20 protein-coding genes are annotated in these 23,892 nt (G+C 67.5%); 13 read left to right on the forward strand and 7 right to left on the reverse strand.

The genetic code is table 11. The features are described from left to right. Nucleotides 1-3 precede the first annotated feature (3 nt). Nucleotides 4-762, reverse strand: coding sequence for an SEL1-like repeat protein (locus tag AC5P76_RS11645; RefSeq protein WP_053516053.1), 759 nt, complete (start codon nt 760-762; stop codon nt 4-6). A 118-nt stretch (nt 763-880) separates the two neighbouring features. Here AC5P76_RS11645 and AC5P76_RS11650 point away from each other — a divergent pair, with 118 nt between their 5' ends. Together AC5P76_RS11650 and AC5P76_RS11655 are read left to right on the forward strand one after the other, a co-directional pair. Next, nucleotides 881-2,857 (forward strand): UvrD-helicase domain-containing protein, encoded by a 1,977-nt coding sequence (locus tag AC5P76_RS11650; protein WP_253118393.1) that lies wholly within the window; start codon nt 881-883, stop codon nt 2,855-2,857. Between the two features lie 86 nt (nt 2,858-2,943). Then, nucleotides 2,944-3,471: a GNAT family N-acetyltransferase gene (locus AC5P76_RS11655; protein ID WP_253118394.1), complete on the forward strand. Its 528-nt coding sequence runs from the start codon at nt 2,944-2,946 to the stop codon at nt 3,469-3,471. Nucleotides 3,472-3,519: 48 nt separating this feature from the next. Here the strand turns inward: AC5P76_RS11655 and AC5P76_RS11660 are convergent, their stop codons facing one another. Then, the gene (locus AC5P76_RS11660; protein ID WP_253118395.1) at nt 3,520-4,170 is read right to left on the reverse strand and encodes a YceH family protein; all 651 of its coding nucleotides are present in this window, start codon (nt 4,168-4,170) and stop codon (nt 3,520-3,522) included. Between the two features lie 99 nt (nt 4,171-4,269). On the opposite strand from AC5P76_RS11660, the gene AC5P76_RS11665 reads away from it, so the two are divergent. The 5 genes from AC5P76_RS11665 to plsB all read left to right on the forward strand — a co-directional run bounded on the left by AC5P76_RS11665 (nt 4,270) and on the right by plsB (nt 10,855). Next, entirely contained in the window at nt 4,270-5,187 is a 918-nt protein-coding gene (locus tag AC5P76_RS11665) for a 5'-nucleotidase, lipoprotein e(P4) family (RefSeq protein ID WP_111187117.1), read from the forward strand. Next, a complete protein-coding gene (gene pyrF, locus AC5P76_RS11670; RefSeq protein WP_053516059.1) occupies nt 5,184-5,909 on the forward strand; it encodes an orotidine-5'-phosphate decarboxylase in 726 nt (241 codons plus the stop codon). Before AC5P76_RS11665 ends, pyrF begins: the two co-directional genes overlap by 4 nt. A 219-nt stretch (nt 5,910-6,128) precedes the next feature. Continuing rightward, nucleotides 6,129-6,950, forward strand: coding sequence for a serine protease (locus AC5P76_RS11675; RefSeq protein ID WP_445393963.1), 822 nt, complete (start codon nt 6,129-6,131; stop codon nt 6,948-6,950). 315 nt (nt 6,951-7,265) lie between these two features. Then, nucleotides 7,266-8,219 (forward strand): hypothetical protein, encoded by a 954-nt coding sequence (locus tag AC5P76_RS11680; protein ID WP_253118397.1) that lies wholly within the window; start codon nt 7,266-7,268, stop codon nt 8,217-8,219. Further along, nucleotides 8,219-10,855 (forward strand): glycerol-3-phosphate 1-O-acyltransferase PlsB, encoded by a 2,637-nt coding sequence (gene plsB, locus AC5P76_RS11685; RefSeq protein ID WP_065174083.1) that lies wholly within the window; start codon nt 8,219-8,221, stop codon nt 10,853-10,855. Before AC5P76_RS11680 ends, plsB begins: the two co-directional genes overlap by 1 nt. Nucleotides 10,856-10,945: 90 nt before the next feature. Here plsB and AC5P76_RS11690 read toward each other — a convergent pair whose 3' ends face one another. Further along, nucleotides 10,946-11,149 carry a YdcH family protein gene (locus AC5P76_RS11690; RefSeq protein ID WP_053516066.1) on the reverse strand — a complete coding sequence of 68 codons (204 nt, stop codon included), beginning with the start codon at nt 11,147-11,149 and terminating at the stop codon, nt 10,946-10,948. 91 nt (nt 11,150-11,240) lie between these two features. Between AC5P76_RS11690 and ttcA the strand changes: the two genes are divergently transcribed. From ttcA to AC5P76_RS11715, 5 genes are all read left to right on the forward strand, one after another. Then, nucleotides 11,241-12,161, forward strand: coding sequence for a tRNA 2-thiocytidine(32) synthetase TtcA (gene ttcA, locus AC5P76_RS11695; RefSeq protein ID WP_414487589.1), 921 nt, complete (start codon nt 11,241-11,243; stop codon nt 12,159-12,161). Between the two features lie 36 nt (nt 12,162-12,197). Continuing rightward, nucleotides 12,198-13,103 carry a recombination-associated protein RdgC gene (locus tag AC5P76_RS11700; RefSeq protein WP_164151482.1) on the forward strand — a complete coding sequence of 302 codons (906 nt, stop codon included), beginning with the start codon at nt 12,198-12,200 and terminating at the stop codon, nt 13,101-13,103. A gap of 59 nt (nt 13,104-13,162) precedes the next feature. Continuing rightward, complete coding sequence (locus tag AC5P76_RS11705) at nt 13,163-13,942, forward strand: M48 family metallopeptidase (protein WP_053516073.1); 780 nt, start codon at nt 13,163-13,165, stop codon at nt 13,940-13,942. A 36-nt stretch (nt 13,943-13,978) separates the two neighbouring features. After that, on the forward strand, nt 13,979-14,374 hold the full coding sequence (locus tag AC5P76_RS11710; RefSeq protein ID WP_253118398.1) for a hypothetical protein: 396 nt from the start codon (nt 13,979-13,981) through the stop codon (nt 14,372-14,374). A 119-nt stretch (nt 14,375-14,493) separates the two neighbouring features. Next, nucleotides 14,494-17,295, forward strand: a complete 2,802-nt coding sequence (locus tag AC5P76_RS11715) for a TonB-dependent receptor (protein ID WP_253118399.1) — start codon at nt 14,494-14,496, stop codon at nt 17,293-17,295. Between the two features lie 36 nt (nt 17,296-17,331). Here the strand turns inward: AC5P76_RS11715 and ligD are convergent, their stop codons facing one another. The 3 genes from ligD to AC5P76_RS11730 form a co-directional block, all read right to left on the reverse strand. Continuing rightward, nucleotides 17,332-19,785: a DNA ligase D gene (gene ligD, locus AC5P76_RS11720; RefSeq protein WP_253118400.1), complete on the reverse strand. Its 2,454-nt coding sequence runs from the start codon at nt 19,783-19,785 to the stop codon at nt 17,332-17,334. Between the two features lie 3 nt (nt 19,786-19,788). Beyond that, on the reverse strand, nt 19,789-20,709 hold the full coding sequence (gene ku, locus AC5P76_RS11725) for a non-homologous end joining protein Ku (protein WP_065174078.1): 921 nt from the start codon (nt 20,707-20,709) through the stop codon (nt 19,789-19,791). 104 nt (nt 20,710-20,813) lie between these two features. Next, a complete protein-coding gene (locus tag AC5P76_RS11730) occupies nt 20,814-21,212 on the reverse strand; it encodes a hypothetical protein (RefSeq protein ID WP_053516083.1) in 399 nt (132 codons plus the stop codon). A 145-nt stretch (nt 21,213-21,357) separates the two neighbouring features. Between AC5P76_RS11730 and AC5P76_RS11735 the strand changes: the two genes are divergently transcribed. Next, nucleotides 21,358-21,702, forward strand: coding sequence for a hypothetical protein (locus AC5P76_RS11735; protein WP_065182172.1), 345 nt, complete (start codon nt 21,358-21,360; stop codon nt 21,700-21,702). Nucleotides 21,703-21,727: 25 nt separating this feature from the next. Here the strand turns inward: AC5P76_RS11735 and AC5P76_RS11740 are convergent, their stop codons facing one another. Next, nucleotides 21,728-23,842 (reverse strand): TonB-dependent receptor family protein, encoded by a 2,115-nt coding sequence (locus AC5P76_RS11740; protein WP_253118401.1) that lies wholly within the window; start codon nt 23,840-23,842, stop codon nt 21,728-21,730. Nucleotides 23,843-23,892: the final 50 nt, after the last annotated feature.

The raw sequence follows: 23,892 nt of genomic DNA on the forward strand, positions 1-23,892 counted from the left end.
AGGCTACTTCGCTGCCGGTGGCACGTTCGGCAGCTGCTCCAGTTCGCCCACTTCGACGGAGGCATCCAGTGGGCGGGCCCAGAACGCATCCTGGTTGCACCAGTAGCGCTGGGGATCCCACCAGGCCTTGTCGTAGACCAGCTGCGCCGGCACCTGAGGGGTAACCAAGCCGGGCATAGCGTCGGGCCCCGAACGCGACGCCACCATCAGCCCGGGCGAGATATGGCCCGTACGCGAGCCGGTGATCTGGCCAAGGCCCTGGCGCAGCTTCCTCTCCATGCGCGGCTTGGCCTGGGCATCGCCGAAGCGTGCATACACGGCCTGGCCCCGGTGCACGGCCTGTGCGCGTTCGGTCTCGTCCAGCTGCTCCCAGTAGAGTTCGCGCTGGCGCAGGAAATCGTGGTACATCCGCTCGGCGGCCAGATCCATCCAGGCATAGGCCAACGGCCGGTCGACGGCGGTCCCGACGCCCTGCCAGTACATCCGCGCCACCATCGACTGCGAGAACTTGTCGGCATACAGCGCGGCAGTGCGGAAGCTGCGCAGCGCCTGCGCGTACTTGCCCTCGCGATACAGCCCCAGGGCATGACCCCGCCATCGCAGGTCAGGATGGGCCTCAAAGAAGCCGTTGGTGAGTACATCGCGGGGAATGGGCTTGGCCGGTTGCAACCTGCACTCCAGCGCCGGCGCGGCGGCCACCGCCAAGCCTGGCGCAGCCATCGCGAGTATGACCAGGCAGAACAAGCGCGTGTGCGTGTTCATGACATCACTCCATTGATGCGTCTGCCCACTGATAGCACCGGACGGCGCCCATCGCAAGCCTGGCCGGGCGATGGCGACTCTGTGGTGGTGCCCGGCCGCCCGGTACAATCCGCCCATCATGCACGGTCTCAATCCTCCCCAAGCCGCCGCCGTCCTGCACATCGAAGGCCCGTTGCTGGTGCTGGCCGGTGCCGGCAGCGGCAAGACGCGCGTGATCGTGGAGAAGATCGCCCACCTGATCGGCTGCGGCCGCTACCCGGCCCGCCGCATCGCCGCGATCACCTTCACCAACAAGTCGGCCAAAGAGATGCGCGAACGTGTGGCCAAGCGTCTGCGCGAGCAGGACGCCGACGAGGTGACCATCTGCACCTTCCACGCCCTGGGCCTGAAGTTCCTGCAGATCGAGCATGCGGCGGTGGGCCTGAAGCGCGGCTTCTCGATCTTCGATGCCGACGACGCCGCCGCGCAGATCAAGGACCTGATGCATGGCGCCAAGCCCGACGATATCGAGGACATGAAGAACCTTGTGTCGCGGGCGAAGAATGCCGGTCTCTCGCCCGAGCAGGCGATGGCTGCCGCGCGCAGCAACCGCGAGAAGGAAGCAGCCAGCGTCTACGAGCGCTACCAGCTGCGCCTGACCGCGTTCAACGCGGTCGACTTCGACGACCTGATCCGCCTGCCGGTGCAGATCCTGGAGGAGAACCCGGAGATCGCCCTGGCCTGGCGCGAACGCATCGGCTACCTGCTGGTGGACGAATGCCAGGACACCAACGACGCGCAGTACCGCCTGCTCAAGCAGCTGGCCGGGGACAAGGGCAACTTCACCTGCGTAGGTGACGATGACCAGTCCATCTACGCCTGGCGTGGCGCCAACCCCGAGAACCTGCAGCAGATGGGGCGCGACTACCCTACGCTGGAGATCATCAAGCTGGAGCAGAACTACCGCTGCTCCAACCGCGTGCTGCGCGCGGCCAATGCGTTGATCGCCAACAACCCGCACGAGCACCTGAAGAAGCTGTGGAGCGATCAGGCCGACGGTGAGCGCATCCGCGTATGGGAATGCCGCAACAGCGAGCACGAGGCAGAGAAGGTGGCCGCCGAGATCGCCTTCGTGGCGCAGTCGCGCAACGTGCCGTGGAGTGACTTCTGCATCCTGTTCCGCGGCAACTTCCAGTCGCGGCCGCTGGAGAAGGCGATGCAGCTGCTGCGTATTCCCTATCACCTGACCGGCGGCACCATGTTCCTGGAGCGCCAGGAAGTGAAGGACACGCTGGCCTGGCTGCGGCTGCTGGTGAACCCGGACGACGACACCGCATTCATGCGTGCCGTGCAGGCGCCCAAGCGTGACGTGGGTGCCGGAACGCTGGCCAAGCTGGCCGAACTGGCATCGGGAAAAGACATGCCGATGGCCCAGGCGGCCGAGGCGATTGGCGCGCTGTCACAGCTGCCGCCGCGCGCTGCCAACAGCCTGGCGCGTTTCACCGACATCCTGCGCGACCTGCGCGCACAGATGCGGCAGGTCAGCTCCGGTGACATGATCCGCAAGGTCGCCAAGGAATCGGGCCTGCTCAGCGAGCTGCGCCAGCAGGCCAAGGAAGAGGCCAGCTACCAGCGCCGCGCCAACAACATCGAGGAACTTGCGCAGTGGTTTGAAGGCGGGCCGCGCGGTGCCACCGCCGCCGATCTGGCCGGCCAGCTGGCACTGTTGTCGCGCAGCGACAAGGATGAGGGCGGCAACCAGGTGCGGATGATGACCCTGCATGCCTCCAAGGGCCTGGAGTTCCCGTATGTCTTCATCGTCGGCTGCGAGGACGGCGTGCTGCCGCACCAGGTCAGCCTCGACGAAGGCAACCTGCAGGAGGAGCGGCGGCTGCTGTACGTGGGTATCACCCGCGCCAAGATCCAGCTGTGGATGAGCTACAGCAAGCTCACCCGCAAGTTCGGCGAGCATGTGCGGCTCAAGCCCAGCCGCTTCTTCGACGAGATCCCGGCCGAGGAGATCCAGCGCGACGGCGCCGATCCGGTGGCCGATGCCGCGCGCAAGAAGGAGCGGGCAACGGCGGGACTGGCGGCGATCGAGGCCCTGTTCGACTGACCGGGGTCGGATCCCTTCCCGCAGGGAAGGGCTCTGACCCCAGCACATCGCCCTACAATCGGGCCTCTCCACCCACAGGTCTGCGCATGCATCCCATCGAAAGCGAACGCCTGCGGCTCCGCCGCATCGAGCCTGATCGTGATGCGGCGCCGATGCTGGCGCTGCTCAACGATCCTGGTTTCGTGCGCTTCATTGGTGACCGCAACGTGCACAGCGAAGCGCAGGCCCGCGAGTACATCGCCCTGCGCGTGCTGCACAGCTATGCGTTGAACGGGTTCGGCATGTATGCCATCGAGCGTCTGTCCGATGGCGCCTGGCTAGGCAATGCCGGGCTGGTCCGGCGCGACGGCCTGCCGGGACCGGACATCGGCTATGCCTTATTGTCGGAGTACACGGGGCACGGCTACGCGGGGGAAGCAGCGCGGGCGGTCTTCACCCACGCGCGCGGCGCCCTTGGCCTGCAGGACCTCTATGGCATCACCGACCTGGACAACGTCGTGTCCGGGAAAATCCTGCTGGGCCTGGGCATGTGCGAACAGGGTGTCATCCAGCTGCCGGGCATCACCACGCCCAGCCGTCTGTACGCCACGCCGGGAGCGGCGCCGGTCGGCTAGTCCGCCTGTACCGCATCGACAGCGTTGGGCCAGGCCCGGCGGGCCGCCTCAGCCGCGCAGGTCCGCCAGCTGCGCCTGCAGTTCGGCCACTGCCGCCTCCAGCTGGGCCACCCGTTCGGCCAGGCCCGGGTCGGCTGGCTCGCTGCCACCGGCACCGCCTGCGTACCGTGCCGCCAGTGCCGCCGCGTCCACCTCGCCGCACAGCAGGTGCATATAGCGGTCCTCGCGCTGGCCGCTGGCGCGCGGCAGCACGATGAGCAGCGCGCGCTGCTGCAGGCGCTCGATGGCGTGGCGGGCTTCGTCCACATCGGCGAAGCGGTACAGGCGTTCGCTGCGCGTGATCAGTTCACCCAGCGTCTGCGGCCCACGCAGCAGCAGCATCGCCAGCAGCACGGTCTGCTGTCGGGTCAGGTCCAGCGCGGCCTGCAGGCGATGCTCGTAGCGGTCTGCACGCGAGGAGAAGTGCTGGCGCGCCAGGCCCATCGACTCCAGCTGGCGCAGCGCGTGCTGGACACTGCCGGCGTCGACGTTCATCACCGGCTCGCGCGCGGTCTTCTGGTTGGCGGCCGACTGGGCGGCGTTGACCGTCAGCGGGTAGGTGTCCGGCGTGGTCGCCTCCTTCTCCACCAGGCAGCCCAGCAGGCGGGCCTGCAGGGGATCGAGCAGGGGACGGTCGGGGGTCTGGATGGCATCGGTCATGGCGGCCTCCGGGAAGGCATCGGGTCAACCGCCAAGCATAGCCGTCCCGATGGCGCCTTTGCCGGTAAAATGAGCCGATATCTGTTGCCGGTGAATGCCATGCGTCGTCCTGTTTCCCTGTCCCTCACCCTGCTCGCCACGGCGCTGCTGGGTCTGTCCGCCTGCAAGCGCGTCGAGACCCCGGCCACCGACGCGGCCGCTCCGGTGGCCCCGGCTGCCAAGACCGGGGCGGCCGGCGACGCGACCGCCAACGACAACCTCAACGCGGTGCTGTGGATGCAGCGCGCGCAGGAGTACCGCGCGATCACCGAGCAGACCTACCGTGCCGCCGCCGACCGCCTGGACGGCGCGCTGAAGGAAGCCCACTGGGACGCGCTGGTGCCGGAAGAGCGCGGCAACGAGGCCAAGGGCCTGAAGCCCGCGGTGGTGCTGGACGTGGACGAAACCGTGCTGGACAACTCGCCCTACCAGGCGCGCCTGGTGCGCGATGGCAAGGAATACGACGAGCTGAGCTGGGACCAGTGGGTCGCGGAGAAGAAGGCCAAGGCGATTCCCGGCGTAGTCGATTTCGCCAAGGCGGCCAATGCCCGCGGCGTGACCCTTCTGTACATCTCCAACCGCGCCGTGCACCTGAAGGAAGCGACCCTGGCCAACCTGCGCGAGCAGGGCCTGCCGGTCGCCGATGACAGCGTGTTCCTGGGCCTGGGCACCGTGGTCGAAGGCTGCGAGCAGGCCGGTAGCGAGAAGAACTGCCGCCGCCGCCTGGCCGGGCAGAAGTACCGCGTGCTGATGCAGTTCGGCGACCAGCTGGGCGACTTCGTGGAAGTGACCGCCAACACCAATGAAGGGCGTGACGCACTGCTGCAGCAGTACCACGACTGGTTCGGCGAGCGCTGGTGGATGCTGCCGAACCCGACCTACGGCGGCTTCGAGCCGGCGCAGTTCAACAATGACTACAGCCAGTCGCGCCAGGCACGCCATGAGGCCAAGCGCGCTGCCCTGGACTACGCGCCGTGAGCCGCGCACCGCTGCCGCTGCGCGACGATGAGCGCCTGATCTTCGCGCTGGATGTCCCTGACCGCGTACAGGCACTGGAGTGGGTCGACCGCCTCGGCGAGAGCGTGGCCTTCTACAAGATCGGCATGGAACTGCTGGCGTCCGGTGACTACTTCCAGGTGCTGGATGAGCTGGCGCGCCGCGACAAGCGCGTGTTCGTCGATCTGAAGTTCTTCGACATCCCCGCTACCGCGGCGGCGGTGATCCGGCGGCTGTCGCAGTGGCCGGTCAGTTACGCCACCATCCACGGCTGGCATCCGGCAATGATGGAAGCCTGCGCCGCGGCCAGCACCGGCGACATGCGCCTGCTGGCGGTCACCGTGCTGACCTCGATGGGGCGTCCGGACCTGGCGCAGATGGGGATCGACCGCGAGCCGGTGGACGTGGTGGTCGAGCGCGCGTTGGCCGCGCAGGCCGCCGGTATCGACGGAGTGATCGCATCAGGCCAGGAAGCCGCGCCGATCCGTGCCGCGACCGGTGCCGGCTTCTCGATCGTCTGCCCGGGCATCCGCCCCGGGGGTCCGGTCGGCGACGACCAGAAGCGTACCGTCGGCGTCGCCCAGGCGTTTGCCGATGGCGCCGACGCCATCGTGGTCGGTCGACCGATCCGCCTGGCGGCCGATCCGCAGGCAGCGGCGCGGTCGATCCAGCAGGAAATCGCGTCGGCTTTGGCTGCACGCTGAGTCCCGCACCAACAGCGATCACGGTGACATCATGAACGCCATCGCGCTGCATGCGGGATGGCGTTCGCAATTGTGGCTCCCGTAATGACGCGACCGTCCCCACACCGATGAACTGTGAGCCCGCTCGCAGTGCGCGGGGGTGGTCGCCCTTCCAATCGATGCACCGGCGTGGACCGCGGCTTCGCCGGTTCCAATCATCGATAGAGGGAGTACAAGGATATGTATCGCAGCACCTCTTTGCTGTTCGGTGGCCTGCTGGCCGCTGCCATCTTTCCTGCCACCGCAGCAGCACCGGCGACCGGGTCGCCCCACATCATCGGCGGCGCCCCGGCCGTGCCCGGCGAGTATCCGTTCATGGTCAGCCTGCAGGGCCTGGAGCTGGGGGACAGTGACTTCGACCGCCACGTCTGCGGCGGCACGGTGATCTCGCCGTCCTGGATCCTGACCGCCGCGCACTGCGTACAGGGCAACTCGCCCGCGCGGCTGGCGGTGCTGGCCGGCAGCACCACGCTGGCCACCGCGCCATCGCCTCGAGCGTCCAACATCAGGGCGATCCACGTGCACCCGGCCTTCAACAGCGGCAACACCCTGGAGCACGATGTGGCCCTGATCCACCTCAGCGCGCCGCTGGTCGACGTGCAGCCGGTTGCCCTGCGCCTGCGTCCGGACGCCAGCTATCTCAAGCCGGGTCGTGATTTCACCGTGATCGGCTGGGGTGACACCGGCATCGATGACGACGTGATCTACCCGACCGAGCTGCAGGCGGTGCGGACGCCCTTCGTGCCCTTCACGCAATGCCAGCAGGCATACGCCGGTGAGCTGGCCCGCGGCAAGGTGATCTGTGCCGGTCGCGAGGGCATCGACAGCTGCCAGGGCGATTCGGGCGGGCCGCTGCTGTTGCGCCTGCGGGAGGGCTGGACCCAGTTCGGCATCGTGAGCTGGGGCGAAGGCTGTGCCCTGGCCGGCTACCCGGGGGTTTATGCCCGAATCGCCGAAAAACATGCCGTGGATTTCATCGAATCCGTGTGGCAACGCGATTGATTCAATAAAATCAATAAGTTGAATAACATTACATCATGTGTTGCCTTAAGTTGTGCGGCGGCGTAGGATCGCGCCATCCGGTCTTCGGACCGGACCTGCGCCACAACACTGTCCTCCGGCCTCGAGCCGGCTTGAGGAGCCTGTGATCCCCGTGATCCGGGCTCTTTTTTTTATCCCGGTGGCGGCGCTGGGGTCAGATCCCTTCTGCCGCAGCAGAGGGGTTCTGACCCCCTTGGCTGGAAACCGTGACGTCCCGGCTTGCCGCTGTCACCTTGCAGGCCGCAAGATGCGGACCGGTCCGGGGAGTCCGAAGGCATGAGCACGGTAGTGCGAACGAAGTCTGCACGAGGGTGGGGGCTGGCGGCCATGGTGCTGCTGGCCGTGGCCGCGTGCCGCGAGCCAGGCAGTGATCCGGCCCGACCGGCAGCCGAACCGGTGGCCGCCGTGCAGGCGATGGCGCAGCGTCTGGCCGAGGACGATCTGCTCGGCTACGCGAAGCTGTCGGTGCCCCCCAGCCGGTACCAGCGGCTGCAGCAGGCCTGGGCGGACGGACACAGCCAATGGCCGCTGACCGAACTGCCGCTGGGTGACCAGCTGCTGCCGATGCTGGCCGCCCTGCGCAGGCCCGGCGCCAGCGCCGAACTGCAGCGCAGTTTCGACCGCCAGCTGGCCGGGCAGTCCGGCGCGGTGCGCCAGGCCGCGCAGTCGATGGGCAACTTCGGGGTGCAGTACCTACGCCATCAGAAGGGATACACGCCCAGCCAGCAGGCCCACTACATCGCCCTCGTGGAGGCCCTGTCCGGCTGGGCGCAGGGCGCACCGATCAGCGATCGCGCACGGGCGCGCAGCAGCATCGCCGCGCTCGTCGGCGCCGCCACCCAGGTCGGCTTCGAGGATGATGCCGGCCTGCAGGCCGCGGGGATGGAAGGCAGCCTGCAGCAGCTGGCGCCGTTCATCCACACGCTCAAGGCCGTGCTGGCCAGCTACGGGCTGGGGGTGGACGAAGCCCTGCGCAGCATCCGCGGCGAAGTGCTGTCACTGGAGGGCGACAACGCGCTGGTCCGCCTGCAGTACGACCTGGCCGGGCGCGAGCTGACCCTGCAGCTGCCGCTGAGCCGGCGCGAAGGTCACTGGTACCTGACCCGCACTCTGGCCGATACCGACGCGATACTGCGCCAGGCCGACGCGGCCCGTGCGGCAGCCGCGCCCGCCCCGGCCGAACCCGCCGATGCAGGCGAAGAAGCGGCAATGCCGCCGCCTAAGCCATAATGGCGCCGATGTCGAAACAGAACCCGCTGCCGTTCCCCGGCGAAGAATCCCAGTCGACGCCCGCCGAAACGGCGCTGGCGTCCCCCTCGACCAGTACCGGCCCGAATCCGGTGCCGCCGCCCGTGCACGCCCGTCCTCCCGGCCGCCGCCCGCTGTGGGCACGGCTGCTCGGCCGCCTGGTCGAGCCGTGGCTGTCGCTGAAGATCGAACCTGAGGATCCGGGCCAGTACAACGATGGCCGTCCGGTGATGTACGTGCTGGAAGACTACGGGCTGTCCAATGCGCTGATCCTGGACAAGGCGTGCCGCCAGGCGGGCCTGCCGTCACCGCTGGTGCCGCTGGCCGGCGACCCGACCGGTCGCAAACGCGCCTACCTGGCACTGTCGCGGCGCAGTTCCAGCAACTCGCTGATTCCGGAACAGCGTGGCGCCAAGACCCATTCCGATTCGCTGGCCAAGGTCCTGCAGGCGCATCGCGTGCATGAGGATCTGGACGTGCACCTGGTGCCCGTGTCGATCTTCGTCGGCCGCGCGCCGGACAAGCAGAGCGGGTGGTTTGCCGTACTGTTCTCGGAGAACTGGGCGCTGGTCGGCCGTTTCCGCCGCCTGCTGGCGGTCCTGCTCAACGGCCGCAGCACCATCGTCCGCTTCGCTCCGCCGATTTCGCTGCGCTCCACCGTCAACGAGGGCCTGGAGCCCGAGCGTACGGTGCGCAAGCTGCAACGCGTGCTGCGCACCCATTTCCGCCGTATCCGCGAATCGGTGATCGGCCCGGACCTTTCCACCCGCCGCCTGCTGGTGGACCAGGTGCTGGCCGCCGAGCCGGTACGCGAAGCGATCGCCGCGCAGGCCAAGCGCGACAATTCCAAGCCGGCCGATGCCTGGAAGAAGGCGCATGCCTACGCCTGGGAAATCGCTGCGGACTATTCCAGCCCGGTGGTGCGCTCGGCCAGCTTCATGCTCAGCCATGTCTGGAACCGGATCTATGCCGGTGTGCTGGTTCACCATCTGGACAAGTTCAAGGCGGCCGCACCGGGCCATGAAGTGGTGTACGTGCCCAGCCACCGCAGCCACATGGACTATCTGCTGCTGTCCTACCTGCTGTACGACCGCGGCATCGTGCCGCCGCACATCGTGGCCGGCATCAACCTCAACCTGCCGGTGGTCGGGACGCTGCTGCGCAAGGGCGGCGCGTTCTTCATCCGCCGCTCGATCCGCGGCAACGCGCTGTACTCGGCGGTGCTCAGCGAGTACGTCGCGCAGCTGGTGGCCGGTGGCTATTCCATCGAGTACTTCGTCGAGGGCGGCCGTTCGCGTACCGGCCGCCTGCTGCAGCCCAAGGGCGGCATGATCTCGATGACCCTGCGTGCCTTCCTGCGCCAGCCGCGCAAGCCGGTGCTGTTCCAGCCTGTCTACATCGGCTACGAGAAGCTGATGGAAGGTGGCAGCTACCTGGACGAACTCTCCGGCCGACCGAAGGAAAAGGAATCGATCTGGCAGCTGCTGTGGGGCATCCCCAAGGTGCTCAAGCAGAACTACGGGCAGGTGGTGGTCAACTTCGGCGAGCCGATCGCGCTGAACGACGTGCTGGCCGAGAAGGCGCCGGAGTGGAAGGGTGAGGCGGTGCCGGAAGACGAGAAGCCGGCATGGCTGTCGACCACTGTCGATACACTGGCCGAGCGCATCCAGGAACGCATCAATGGTGCGGCGGACGTCAACCCGATCAATCTGCTGGCATTGGCCCTGCTGTCCACGCCCAAGCATGCAATGGGCGAGGCGGACCTGATCGCGCAGATCGAACTGTGCAAGACCCTGCTGGTCGAGATGCCGTATTCGGACCGGGTGACGGTGACTCCGCATTCGCCGGAGCGGATCATCGCCCACGCCGAGGAGATCAACGTCCTCACCCGCATCAAGCACCCGCTGGGCGACGTGCTCAGTGTGAGCGGCGACACCGCGGTGCTGCTGAGCTACTTCCGCAACAACGTGCTGCACCTGTTCACCGCCTCCTCGTGGGTGGCGTGCTGTTTCCAGAACAACCGCCGCATGAGCCGCACCGGCCTGGTCCAGCTGGGCCGCACCGTCTACCCGTTCCTGCAGGCCGAGCTGTTCCTGCCGTGGACCGAGGACGAGTTCGCCCAGCGCATCGACCAGACCATCGACGTGTTCGTGCGTGAGGGACTGCTGCAGAACGTCAACGAGGACGATGGCGGCATTCTTGCCCGCAACACCGGGCAGACCGACGAAGTGTTCCGCCTGCGTGCGATCGGCCACTCCCTGCAGCAGGCCTTCGAGCGCTACTACATCGCCATTTCGGTGCTGGTGAAGAACGGGCCGGGCACGCTCGGCGCCGCCGAACTGGAAAGCCTGTGCCAGCAGGCCGCACAGCGCCTGAGCCTGCTCTACGCGCCGGCGGCACCGGAGTTCTTCGACAAGGCCCTGTTCCGCAGCTTCATCCAGAAGCTGCGCGAACTGCGCCTGGTATGGCCCGACGAGAACAGCAAGCTGCTGTTCGACCAGCGCCTGGATGCCTGGGCCAAGGACGCCAAGTTCATCCTCGGTCGCGAACTGCGCCACACCATCGAGCGGGTCAGCCCGGAAGCCGCACGCCCGGACGAGCCTGCGCCGCAGGATTGAAGGTCGCGCCGGGTCCTACGGTGGGTGTGGACCTTGGTCCACACACCTTCCAGTCGTGCCAACCAAGGTGGGCACCCACCTGAACCCGGCTCACGCCGGCTCGTCGGGAATCTGCAGGCTTTCCAGCCGGGTGATGCAGTCCTTCAGCTGCAGCTTGCGCCGCTTCAGGCGTTTGGACTCGAGCTCGTCCTCGCCATTGGCCGCCATGCGGGTGATCTGTTCATCCAGCAGGCGGTGCTCGGCGCGCAGGGCGGCGAGGCGTTCGGCGATCTCGGCGGGGCTGTAGGTGTCCACAGCCTCCGAGCATACACAGCGATGATGACCACCGGGAGAGGGCCGGACCGTTCCCCGGCCGGGGCCGCTCCAAGCCGGTAGAATGGCAGGCATGAGTGCCGTGATCTCCCTTCCCGATCCCCTGCCGCGCACGCCCCGCGATCCGCGCGCGGCCGCGCGCGAGCAGCACAAGCTGGCCAAGCGCCTGCGCCGCCAGGTGGGCGAGGCGATCGCCGACTTCGGCATGATCGAGGCCGGCGACAGGATCATGGTCTGCCTGTCCGGCGGCAAGGACAGCTATACCCTGCTGGACATGCTGGTGCAGCTGCAGAAGAAGGCACCGGTGCCGTTCGAACTGGTGGCGGTGAACCTGGACCAGAAGCAGCCGGGCTTCCCCGAGCATGTGCTGCCGGAGTACCTGGCCGGGCTCGGGGTGCCGTACCACATCATCGAGCAGGACACCTATTCGGTGGTCAGCCGGGTGATTCCGGAAGGCAAGACGATGTGTTCGCTGTGCTCGCGCCTGCGCCGCGGCGCGCTGTACCACCATGCCGAGACCCACGGCTTCACCAAGATCGCGCTCGGCCACCACCGCGACGACATGGTGGCCACGTTCTTCATGAACCTGTTCCACCACGCCAAGCTGTCGGGCATGCCGCCGAAGCTGCGCAGCGATGACGGCCGGCACGTGGTGATCCGGCCGCTGGCCTACGTGCGCGAAAGCGACATCGTCGCGTACGCGCAGGCGCGCCGGTTCCCGATCATCCCCTGCAACCTGTGCGGCAGCCAGGAAAACCTGCAGCGCCGCCAGGTCGGCCTGATGCTCAAGCAATGGGACAGGGACCACCCCGGCCGCATCGAGCAGATCGCGCGCGCCATGGGCCAGGTCCGGCCCTCGCAGCTGGCCGACACGTCCCTGTTCGACTTCATGGCGCTGGGCCGTCGCGATGACGCACCGCTGCCCGATGCCCATGCCTGGCTGGCCGGTACCCCGGTCGACGCCGACGCAGATCCCGAGACGCCCACCGCATAAGGTCGGTCGCCCTTTCTCTTTGCCATCCGGAAATCCATGTTCTTTCGCAACCTGACGTTCTTCCGTTTCCCGACCGCCACTGATTTTTCTGAAATCGATACGCTGCTGCCGCACGCCGTGCTCAAGCCGGTCGGCGCGCTGGAGATGAATTCGCGCGGCTTCATTTCACCGTTCGGCCGCGAGGAGAAGGAACAGCTCTCGCACCGCATCGCCGAGCACCTGTGGCTGACGGTCGGCGGCGAGGACAAGATCCTGCCGGCAGCCGTGGTCAACGACCTGCTCGAGCGCAAGCTGGAGGAGATCGAGGAGAAGGAAGGCCGGCGCCCCGGTGGCCGCGAGCGCAAGCGCATGAAGGACGACCTGCTGCATGAACTGCTGCCGCGCGCCTTCGTGAAGTCCTCGCGCAACGACGCCTTCATCGACCTGCAGCACGGCTACGTCGCGGTGGATACGTCCAGCCGCAAGACCGGCGAGTACTTCATGTCCGACATCCGTGGCCTGCTCGGCAGCTTCCCGGCAATGCCGCTGAACGCCGAAGTCGCGCCGCGTTCGATCCTGACCGGCTGGATCGCCGGCGAACCGCTGCCGACCGGGCTCAGCCTGGGCGAGGAGTGCGAGATGAAGGATCCGGTGGAGGGCGGTGCGGTGGTCAAGTGCCAGCACCAGGAACTGCGCTGCGACGAGATCGACAAGCACCTGGACGCCGGCAAGCAGGTGACCAAGCTGGCACTGATCTTCGAAGACAACCTGTCCTTCGTCATCGGCGACGACCTGATCGTGCGCAAGCTGAAGTTCCTCGACGGCGCCCTGGACCAGCTCGAGCATGCCGACGAGGAGGGCCGGCGCGCCGAGTTCGACGCACGGTTCGCCCTGCAGAGCGCCGAGATCCGCCGCCTGTTCCTGCTGCTGGAAGAGGCGTTCAAGCTCAGCAAGGCTGACTGAACAGGCACCGCGTGGGCCGCCGGTCATCCAGCGGCCCGAAGCAGCGCTATGCTGGCTGCATGAGCCGCCTGCTGCGCCGCCTGATCTCGCCCACACCGCCCGCCACCGTGCAGCGCGATACCGTTCGCCTGCGCCTGGAGGATGCCGAGATCGACGTGCTGCGCGTACGCGATCCGCGCGCGCGCCGCATCAAGCTCAGCGTCGACGAACGCGGCGCGCGCCTGACCCTGCCGCCGCGCGCCAGCCTGGTGATGGGCGAACGTTTCCTGGAGCAGCATCGCGACTGGTTGGCACTGCAGCTGCGCCAGTACCAGGGCCAGGGCCTGCCCGCACCGCTGCAGCCCGGCGTGGACGGGGTGCTGCCCCTGCGCGGGGAGCTGCTGCCGCTGCGCTGGCAGGAAGGCCGCTACGCACGCCTGGACATCGACGAGCACGGCGCCTGCCTGCAGTGGCCGACCCGTGCCGGTGACGCGACCCTGCGCCGTCTGCTGCGCGAGTTCTTCGAGGCGCAGACCCGCGCCGACGTGGGCCGCTGGCTGCCGCGCTACCTGCCCGGCCTGCCACGGGCACCCAGCCGCCTGCGCTTGAAGGTGATGTCCTCGCAGTGGGGTTCGCTGGCTCCCGATGGCAGCATGGCCCTGGATCTTGCGCTGGTCCTGGGGCGTCCGCAGGCATTCGAGTATGTGCTGGTGCATGAGCTCTGCCACCTCATCCAGCCCAACCACTCGCCGGCGTTCTGGCAGGAGGTCGAGCAACGGTTCCCGGCCTGGCGTGAGCAGCGCGACTACTTCCAGCAGGAAGGGCGACGCCTGAAGGCGATGCTGAGGCAGCTGCTGTAAGCCATCACCCTGCCGGTCCGGCCGTACAATGCGGCCATGCCCGGCATGCTCAAGACTGTGTTTCTTTCCATCGTTGCCCTGGTTGGCGCGCTGCTCACGCTTGCCCTGGTCACCAGTGCCGGTGGCTGGCTGCCTGCGCTGCTCGGCCTGCATCCCGGCAGCGAAGCGCAGCTGGGCTGGGACCTGGCGTTCACCGTGCTCGGCGGCATCGCCGCGATCGCCTTCGCCACCTACTACGCGCCCTGCTGGCCGCGCGCGCACGGCACCTCGATCTGGTCGCTGCTGGTGCTGGGCGCAGGCTACGGCCTGTGGACGCTCGGCGCGGATTTCCCACGCTGGTTCGTCATCGGCCTGCTGGTATCACTGCCGGTGCAGCTGCTGCTGGGATGGGGGTTCGGACGCCGGCCCTCACGCAGCGCAACACGGGCTTAACAATCTCCCCCTAGGCTCGGTGCCCGCCGAACGTCGGCAACGCGGCGCAGGGGCCTGTACCCACGGAACCCGGGAACAGGCGCGGCGTAAGACACCACAGGGAACCGGGGAATCATCCGATGCGTTATCAGACCCGGGAGGCCGCCGCCGCGGCCTCCCAAGCGAAGCTGTTGTCCCGCGCCGTGCATGCGGTGCTGATCGGCGGCCTGGCCGTGCTGCCCGTCGAAGCGATGGCCGAGGAGGCGATCGAAGGCGATACCCGCCAACAGCTGCAGCAGCTGGACACGGTCACCGTGACCGGCAGCTATGCACGGAGCCTGGAGCGCGCCGTCGACCTGAAGCGCGCCAACATCGGCTTCTCCGACTCGATCGTCGCCACCGACGTGGCCGATTTTCCCGAGCAGAATCTCGCCGAAGCGCTGCAGCGCATGCCGGGCGTCACCATCGAACGCAACAAGGGCCTGGGCAGCAGGGTCAGCGTGCGTGGCCTGCCCAGCGAGTTCACCCTGGTCTCGATCAACAACCTGGCGACGGCCTCCGGCAGTGGCGGACGCGACGTGCAGTTCGACATCTTCGCCTCGGACGTGGTGCAGACGGTGACCGTGCAGAAGTCGCCGACCGCCGCCGATGAGGAAGGCGGCATCGCCGGCTCGGTCTACATCGAAACGGCCAAGCCATTCGACTTCCCCGAGCCGAAGTTCAGTGCGTCGGCCGAAGCTTCGCACAACTCGATCAACGGCAAGATCGATCCGAAGATCTCCTTCCTCGCCAGTGACACCTGGGGCAACTGGGGCGGCCTGGTGTCGTTCTCCAAGGCCAAGCGCACCAACCGCACCGACTCCAACTCAGGCATCAACTTCCGTCCCATGGGCCGCTTCCTGGAGGCGTCGGGTACGCGCGGTTCGCAGGCCGCCGCGGTGCTGGCGCGCGATGCCGGCATCGTCGTCAGCAACCGGATGGACAAGGATGAAACCAGCCGGATTGTCTTCCAGGACAAGGTCGGCGACCGCGTCTACCTCAACGAGCAGGACCAGTGGGGCGCCACCGCCTCGCTGCAGTTCAAGCCCAGCGACACGTTCTCGCTCAGCTTCGACGCCATGCTCGGCGGCTACGACACACACGAGGACGAGTACGATGCCGCAGCGTACTCGGCCTCCAGCCGCAGCACGCTGGACACCATCCACGACTACGACCGTGACACGCTGTCGGCCTACGGCATCACCGTGCTGAAGGACGTGTCCTACACCGCCACCCAGCACGAAATCCTGAGCAAGGAACGCAACGCCAATACCGACTACCGTCAGTTCAGCAGCACGCTGGACTGGAAGGTGGGCAACTGGGACATCGACGCGCTGGTCGGCTACTCCGGCGCGCGCAAGGACTCGGACTACGCCAACCTCAAGCACGTGGCCTACGCGCCGTCGCGCACGCGCTGGACCCGCAACGGCGGCGAGACCGTGCCGAGCACAACCGGCGGTTTCGACATGTACAACGCCGCGGACAAGTACCTGTTCGAAGCGTACGAAACCGAGCTGGAGAAGGTGAAGGATGACAAGTACGCCGCACAGCTCGACCTGAGGCGGCAGATGAACCTGGCCTTCTTCCCGGCACTGAGCGGCGTGCAGTTCGGCGCGCGCTACACCGACAAGACCAAGGAACGCGCGTTCGGCAGCGGCAAGATCCAGGGCCCGGCCGCCGGCAGCGCCGCGTGGGTCAATACGCGCACGCTGGCCGACAGCAACCCGGTGTGGATCAGCCAGCTGGCACCGGGTGGTGCGTATCGCCCGAGCGACCTGGACTGGCAGCAGGTTTCCAACGCCTATGCGCGCGCTACGTTCCGCTACCCGGGCTATGAAACCCCGATCGATCCGGGCCAGTACTACGAGGTGAAGGAGAAGACCCTGGCGCTGTATGCCATGGCCGATCTCTACTTCGATATCGGACAGGTACCGGTGTACGCCAACCTCGGCGTGCGTTCGATCGACACCGACGTCGATTCGTCAGGCTTCCATCCGGTGCAGAACGCCGATGGCAGCAACGGCTACACGCCGACGCCGATTTCGAGCAGCGGCGACTACAGCAAGATCCTGCCCAGCTTCAACATGACCGCCGAGATCGCCGACGGCCTGGTGCTGCGCGGTGCTGCCTCGGAAACACTGATGCGTCCGTCGCTGACCGACATTGCCTACCGCCGCACCGTCAGCTGGAGCAGCTTCCGCTTCATGGACGGCAACCCGGCACTGAAGCCGACCACCGCCAGGCAGTGGGAAGTGGGCCTGGAAAAGTACCTGCAGAACGGTGGCCTGCTGGCCGCGTCGTACTTCTCCAAGAAGATCGACGGCGTAGTGCGGCAGTCGTTGACCGGCATCGTGCCGAACGTGGAGAAACTCAACGCCAACGGTTCGCTGGACGGCTACTACGACTTCGAGGTCTACCAGCCGGTCAACGCCGATGGCTCGTACAAGGTCACCGGCGTGGAACTCGTCGCGCAGCTGCCGCTGTCGATGCTGCACCCGGCGCTGGAGGGCTGGGGCATCAATGCCAACTACACCCAGCTCGACAATTCGCTGACCGGTGCATCCGACCTGGATATCCCGACGCCGCCGGAAGGCCTGGCCGAGAAGGCGTACAACGTCACCCTGTACTACGAGAACGATCGCTTCAGCGCGCGCGCCTCGTACAACTACAAGGACAAGTACGTCGAGTACATCCATCTGAACATGTATCCGGTCTACCGCGATGCCTATGGCCAGCTCGATGCATCGATCGGCTTCCGCCTCACCGACACCTGGAAGCTGAACCTGGAGGCGATCAATCTGCTCGACGAGAAGACCACCGGCTACACCATCGACAAGGCCTTCCCGACCCAGTACGAGTTCTCCGGCCGTCGTATCACCTTCGGCATCCGCGCGGACTTCTGAGCCCGCCGCTGCAGGGCCGTGGCCAATGCCCCGGCCCTACAGATCGAGCGACGGCAGGGTCTGCTTCACCGCATCGATGCCCTGCCACGGATCGGCCTTCAGGCGCTTGGCCCGTGCCAGCGCCTTGTCGAGCGGGAAGGCGTCGGCCGCCTTGATCCGCGCAAGCTCTTCCCAGCGCAGCGGCACCGCCACGCCCGCACTTTCGCGGGCGCGCAGCGACCAGGAGCAGACGCTGGTCGCGCCACGCGTATTGCGCAACCAATCGATGAAGATCACACCGCCGCGCTTGGCCTTGCTCATCGTTGCCACATAGCGTTCGGGCGCCTGCTGTGCCATCGCCTGCGCGAAGGCCTCGCAGAATGCCTTGGCCTGTTCCCAGTCGGCGGCGGGCTGCAGGGGGACCACCACATGCACGCCCTTGCCGCCGGACAGCCGCACGAAACTGCGCAGGCCGATCTCCTGCAACCGGTCGCGCACGTCGCGCGCGCCGGCCTTGACCTCGTTCCAGCCGACGCCCTCACCGGGGTCCAGATCGAATACCAGCCGGTCCGGATGTTCGGGATCGGCAACCGTGGCGCCCCAGGGATGCAGCTCGAGCGTGTTCATCTGCACCAGCTGCAGCAGGCCGCGTACATCGTCGATGTAGACGTAGTCCTCGCGACCGCTCTTCTGCTGCAGGGGGACCGCATGCACGGCGTCGCCCAGGCCCGGGCCGTGGTGCTTCTGGAAGAAGCAGGCCTTGCCCGCGCCATCAGGGCAGCGCAGCAGCGAAAGGGGCCTGCCCACGATCCCGGGCAGGATCCAGCGCGCCATCTGCCGGTAGTAGTCGACCACGTCGCCCTTGCGGATCTTCTTCTTCGCGAAGACCACACGCTCAGGGTGGCTGATGGCAACCGCGTCGTCGCTGCTCGTGGTCTTTGCAGGCATCGCCAGATCCTCGCCGCTCTTGTCGCTGCGCAGCCGCTTGAAGCTGGCCTGTCGCAGCAGCCCCTCCTTGCCCCAGCCACGGAAGGCCACTTCGGCCACCCTCACTGGCTTCACCCAGTGCACGCTGGCGGCGCGGAACGGGACGTGCGCGGGCAGCGCCACCGCAGCGTCCTCCACCGCCAACGGCTTCAGCGTCCGCGCCAGCGCGCGCAGGCTGTCATCGTCGAAGCCGGTGCCGACGCGACCCACGTAGCGCAGGCCGTCCTTGTCGGGAGTTGCCAGCAGCAACGATCCGAACCCCACGCGCGAGCCCTTCGGCGCGGTATGGCCGACGATCAGGAACTCATCGGTGTCCTCATGCTTGACCTTCACCCAGCTGCGCGCACGCACGTTGACGTAGGGCGCGTCCACCTGCTTGCTGACGATGCCCTCATACCCGGCCTTACCACTGGCGGCGAAGACCTGCGGCCCATGGCCGAGCACGTGATCGCTGAACGCCAGCGTTCCGGGCGTGTCACCGATCAACGCCTTGAGCAGCGTCTTGCGCTCAAGCAGCGGTGCCGCGCTGATGTCCACTCCCGCCACGCCGGGCAGGTCGAAGAGAAGGTAGCGTAGCGGCGCCTTCGAGCTGCCATCGATGACCCGCTGCAGGGCGGCGAAATCGCTGCGCCCCTTCTCGTCGAGCACTACCAGTTCACCGTCCAGGCGCGCGTCATCAACCGGCAGCGCCTGCACGGCCTGCACGACTTCAGGGAAGTCCCCGGTCCAGTCCAGCCCGTTGCGCGAGCGGAGCTTCACTTCACCGCCGTGCAGATCGGCCAGCAGGCGATAGCCATCCCACTTGATCTCGTGCAGCCAGCGATCGCCATCGGGCGCGGCATCGCGGTGGTCGGTCAGTTGTGGTTTGAATGCACGCGGATACGGGCGGTCGCGGGCGCCCTGCAGTTTCAGCGCGCGCGCGTGCCAGCGCGACTCCGCCTTGCGTGTCTTCCTGCCCGTCATCTTCTTCGCGCTCCCGGGGTGTTCATGCAATGGCGCGTGCAGCAGGTCGTCGGCCTCTGCGTCGCGGGCCTCGCTGTCTTCGCGCTTGATCAGCAGCCACTGCACCTGGCGTCCCTTCATCGCGGTCCGCACCAGTTTCCATCCCCCGGCCAGCCGCTGGCCATGCAGGACGAAATCGATCTTGCCCGCTGCCAGCGCCTGCAGTGGATCACCCGCGCATGCCCAGGTGCCGTGGTCGAAGACCTCCACGTGACCAGCACCGTAGTGGCCCTCGGGAATATCGCCCTGGAAGCCGGCATAGGACAGGGGATGATCTTCCACTTCCACCGCCAGCCGCTTCTCGCCAACGCGCAGCGATGGCCCTTTGGGCACCGCCCAGCTCTTGAGCACGCCGTCCATTTCGAGGCGGAAATCGAAATGGCGCGAACTGGCGTGATGCAGCTGGATGACGAAGATCGGCCGCCGCTTCGGATCACCCGGCGCCGGCTGGTCGTCCGGTTCCGGCGTCTGCCCGTTGCCGCCGCCGAGCCGACGCTTGCGCCGGTACTGATGCAGCGACATGGATCACCCCGCCTTGCGCCGTGGCGCTGCCTTCTTCGCTGCCTTCTTCGCGGTCTTCCTGCCTGTCTTGCCGGCCGCCTTCTTCGCCGGCGCCTTGCGCGCGGCCGTCTTGCCCGCGGGGGTTCGCTTGTTCGCATCCAGGCTCTTCTGCAACAGGGCCATGAAATCGACCACGTTGGTGGTGGCGTCCTCGCGCGGTGCAGGCTCTTCGTCCACCCGGGTGGTGCCCCCTTTGGCCTTGATCCGTTTGTTGAGCACCTGCTGCAGGCGCTCGCGGAACTCGTCGTGATACTGCGACGGATCCCAGTCGCCAGCCATCGACTCGATCAGCTGCTCGGCCATCGCCGTTTCCTTGCCGGTGATGCGGTACTCGGACAGGGTGCCGGTGGGCAGCTTGAGGTCCTCCGGGTCGACAAGCTCCTGCGGATAGCGGAGGATCATCAGCACCAGGGCGTGCTCGTGCGGCATCACCGCGCAAAGATACTCGCGGGTACGCACGACCACCCGTGCAATGCCGACCTTGCCGGTACTGCGCAGCGTCTCGCGCAGCAGTACATAGCCTTTCTCGGCCTTCTTGCCCGGCACCAGCAGATAGGGCTTTTCGTAGTAGCGCGGATCGATCTGCGCCGCGTCCACGAAGGTCTCCACCTCTACGGTCTCATGGCTTTCGGGCGCCGCCGAACGGATGTCGCCTTCCTCCAGCACGACGTAACTGCCCTTGTCGTACTCGTAGGCTTTGACGATGTCCTTCCACGGAACTTCCTCACCGGTATCGGCGTTGACCCGTTCGAAGCGGATCGGTTTGCGGTCGCGCGAATCGAGCATGCGGAACTGCAGATCGACCTTGCGTTCGCCGGACATCAGCGACACCGGCACGTTGAGCAGGCCGAAGGAGAGTGTTCCGGTCCAGATCGGGCGGGCCATGCGCGCACCTGTGCTTGAGCAGGACCGTCAGCTTCCGGTGCCGGGTGTAAACCACCCGTGTCGATGCCGTGCACGCCGGGTCGGCGCGCAGCATCCCGGCCAGGTCACTGCAGCAGGGGTCTTACCGCCGCTGCCGGAATATGATCCAGCGCGCGCCATGCGTCTTCCACCACCGGCCGCGCCTGCGACCAGCCCAGCCGCGACTGCCCTCGCATCTGTTCCCAATGCTCGGCCAGCTCCTCGCAGGTATCGGCCGCATCCCCACGCGGCCAGTCCGCCGCATGCGTGGTCAGTGCGAAGGCATACACCGGGCACAGGTCACGCCAGTTGCGATGACCGTGACCACGACGTTCCTCGTAATCGCTGAGCATGTACTGGAGGTAATCCTGGGCCACGGCCTGCGGATCTTCGTGGCGACGCGTCCGGCGCTGCGCGGTGCGCTGGCCGAGCGGATCGAGCAGGGCGTTGAACACGGACGGGGCGGGACGTTCCAGGCGGGGCATGACCGGCTCCTGCAGCGGGTCGGGTGGGCAGGAATACCGGCGGCAGCGTTATCCAGCCGTGACAGAGATGTTCATGACGCAGGGTTCGCGGTGCCTTTACCTCAGTGGCGGTGTAGTGGTCCTCCCCATGCGCAGGTACCTGATCATGAGCCGAGAGACCTCCCGAGACCCGCTCCGCGAGAACCGTGCGCCAATTCCCGGCGAGCAGCGCGGCAAGCACGACAACGATGATGCCGACTTCCGTGGCACGGGCGCGCCCTTCTTCGACGCCGCACAGTCCGGCGAGCATCTGCCGGTGAAGCGCGAGGCTGAACAGGCCGCGCTGGACCGCAAGGACGGCGGCGACCGCCATCGGGGAGGGCAGGAGAGCCCGCTCAAGCGACGCGAACGCAAGCAGCACGCCAGCGACAACCAGGACGAGGCGCTGGAGGAAACGTTCCCGGCCAGCGACCCGACGTCACCGTTCGTGCCGGCCAAGGCGCCCGACTGACGGCCCGCAGGCGCCGCCGGTCAGGTCAGCGCCATGACCACTGCAGGCCGACACTGGCGCGGCGGCCCGGGCCGGGCTCGTAGTAGCGGCCATTGCCATCATTGACGATGACCGAGCCGATGTAGGCCTGGTCAAGCACGTTCTCCAACCGGGCGAAGGCCCGCAGCTCACCTCCGGGCAGCCGCCACTGGCGGCCCCCTTCCAGATGCAGCAGGGCGTAACCCGGCGCGCGTTCGTCGGCGAGGTCGTTCACCACGGTATCGCTGCTCGCGGTGGCCTCCACCGCCCACTGCCAGTCCGCGGGCGTCCACTCCAGGCGGGCAAAGGCCTGCTGGCGCGGAACACCCGGCAGGCGGCTGCCGGCATCCACGCGGGTATCGGGCACACGGCAGCCGCTGCCGGCACAGGTCAGATAGGGCGACCGCACCTGTGCCTGCAGCCAGGTCCAGGCCAGCTGCAGTTCCAGCTGCTCGGCCAGCGGCTGCCGGTACTGCAGTTCGATGCCCTGGCGCCGCGTACGGCCGATGTTGCGGTAGGTGCTGCGGCCACCGATATTGCTGGCAACGGCCAGCTCGTCGTCGGTATCTGCGCGGAACAGGCTTGCATCCAGCTGCATTCCATCCTGTGCATGCCATTTGCTGCCGATCTCCAGCGTGCGGCTGCGCGCCGCCGCCAGATCCAGCGCCAGCCCGGCCTGGCCGTCGGCGCGATAGCCCAGTTCATTGAAGGTCGGTGTCTCGAAGCCACGGCCCACGGCGGCGTGCAGGCGCCACTGCGGGTGGGCTTCAAAGCTGATGCCGGCCACGGGTGTGGTGGCCCGGTAGCGGCGGTGGCCGCTGTCGTCCGGGTTGCGGTCGGTGATGTAGCGGTCGTCCGATTCGAAGCGCACGGCACTGTGCCGCACGCCGGCCAGCAGCGACCAGCGCGGACTCCACTGCCACCAGGCCTGGGCGAACTGGTCTACGTTCTGCACGATGTCGATCTGGTCGCGGCGCAGGCGCCCGCGCACGCCCAGCGTGCTGCCGACGAAGTTCTCGTAGCCGGTGCGCTGCTGGCGCTGGCGGTCCGCATTGAGCCCGGCGACCAGGTCCAGCGGTCGGCCGGCCACCTCGCCCTGCCAGCTCCAGCGCGCGTCCAGGCCGCCATAACCACTGTCCAGGTCGATCACACCGCCGGCATGCAACGGGTTGGCCTGGGCCGTCGGCGGGATCGCCAGATACTGGGTGACCGAGCGCTGGCCGGCATAGCCCATCAGCTGCCACCGCTGCGCGCCGGCCTCGCGGCTCCAGCGCAGGCCGGCCTGCTGCTGGCGCACTGATTTGCGGGTGTTGTACTGATGAGCGACGGCGGTGGCCTGGCGCGGGTCGGCCGCGACCTGCGCGCGGGTCAGACCCAGCGGATCCTGCGCATCGGGCGCATCCAGCGCGTTGAGCAGCAGCTCCAGCCGCCCGCCTGCCAGTTCGCCGCCGACGCGGGCGTTGAGCGATTCGCGCCGGGCACGGCTGTGGTCGCGCCAGCCATCGGTACGGAAGTGGTTGGCCGCGATGTTGTAGTCCAGCACCTGACCCGCGCCGCGCAGCTGCGCACCCACGCTCAGGGTCGTGTCCGCGCCCGCGCTGAGCCGCAGCCGCCACGGGTCGCCCGCCCGGCCCTGCGCGCTCCACACCTGCAGCACGCCACCGGAGGAATTGCCGTACAGCGCCGAGAACGGTCCACGCAGCACCTCCACGCGTTCGGCACCCAGCAGGCTGGCGTGCGACAGCTGGCCCTGCCCATCGGGCATGGTTGCCGGCACACCGTCGATCAGCACGCGTACCCCGCGTACGCCGAACGTCGAGCGGGCGCCAAAGCCCCGGATCGACAGCTGGGTGTCCTGCGCGAAGTTCTGCCGGTCGCGGGCCAGCAGGCCCGGCACCCCGCCCAATGCTTCGGACAGCTGCGCCCCGGTGCCGGCGCGGTCAGCATCGATCCAGACCGTGTCCTGGCTGGCGGGCAGGGCGAACGGATCGATCCCCTGCACACGGGCTGCCTGCACCTGCACCGGGGGCAGGGCGGTCGTGGACGGCTCCGCCATCGCGACCAGCGGCGACAGCAGCAGGGCGGACAGGGGCAGGCGATTGCGGCGTGCGGGAGGATTCATGATTCAGGTTGATGGATCGGTCGGCAACGCACGCCATGGTACGGGGCCGC

This window comes from Stenotrophomonas sp. YJH_SMC_36 (assembly GCF_059369935.1).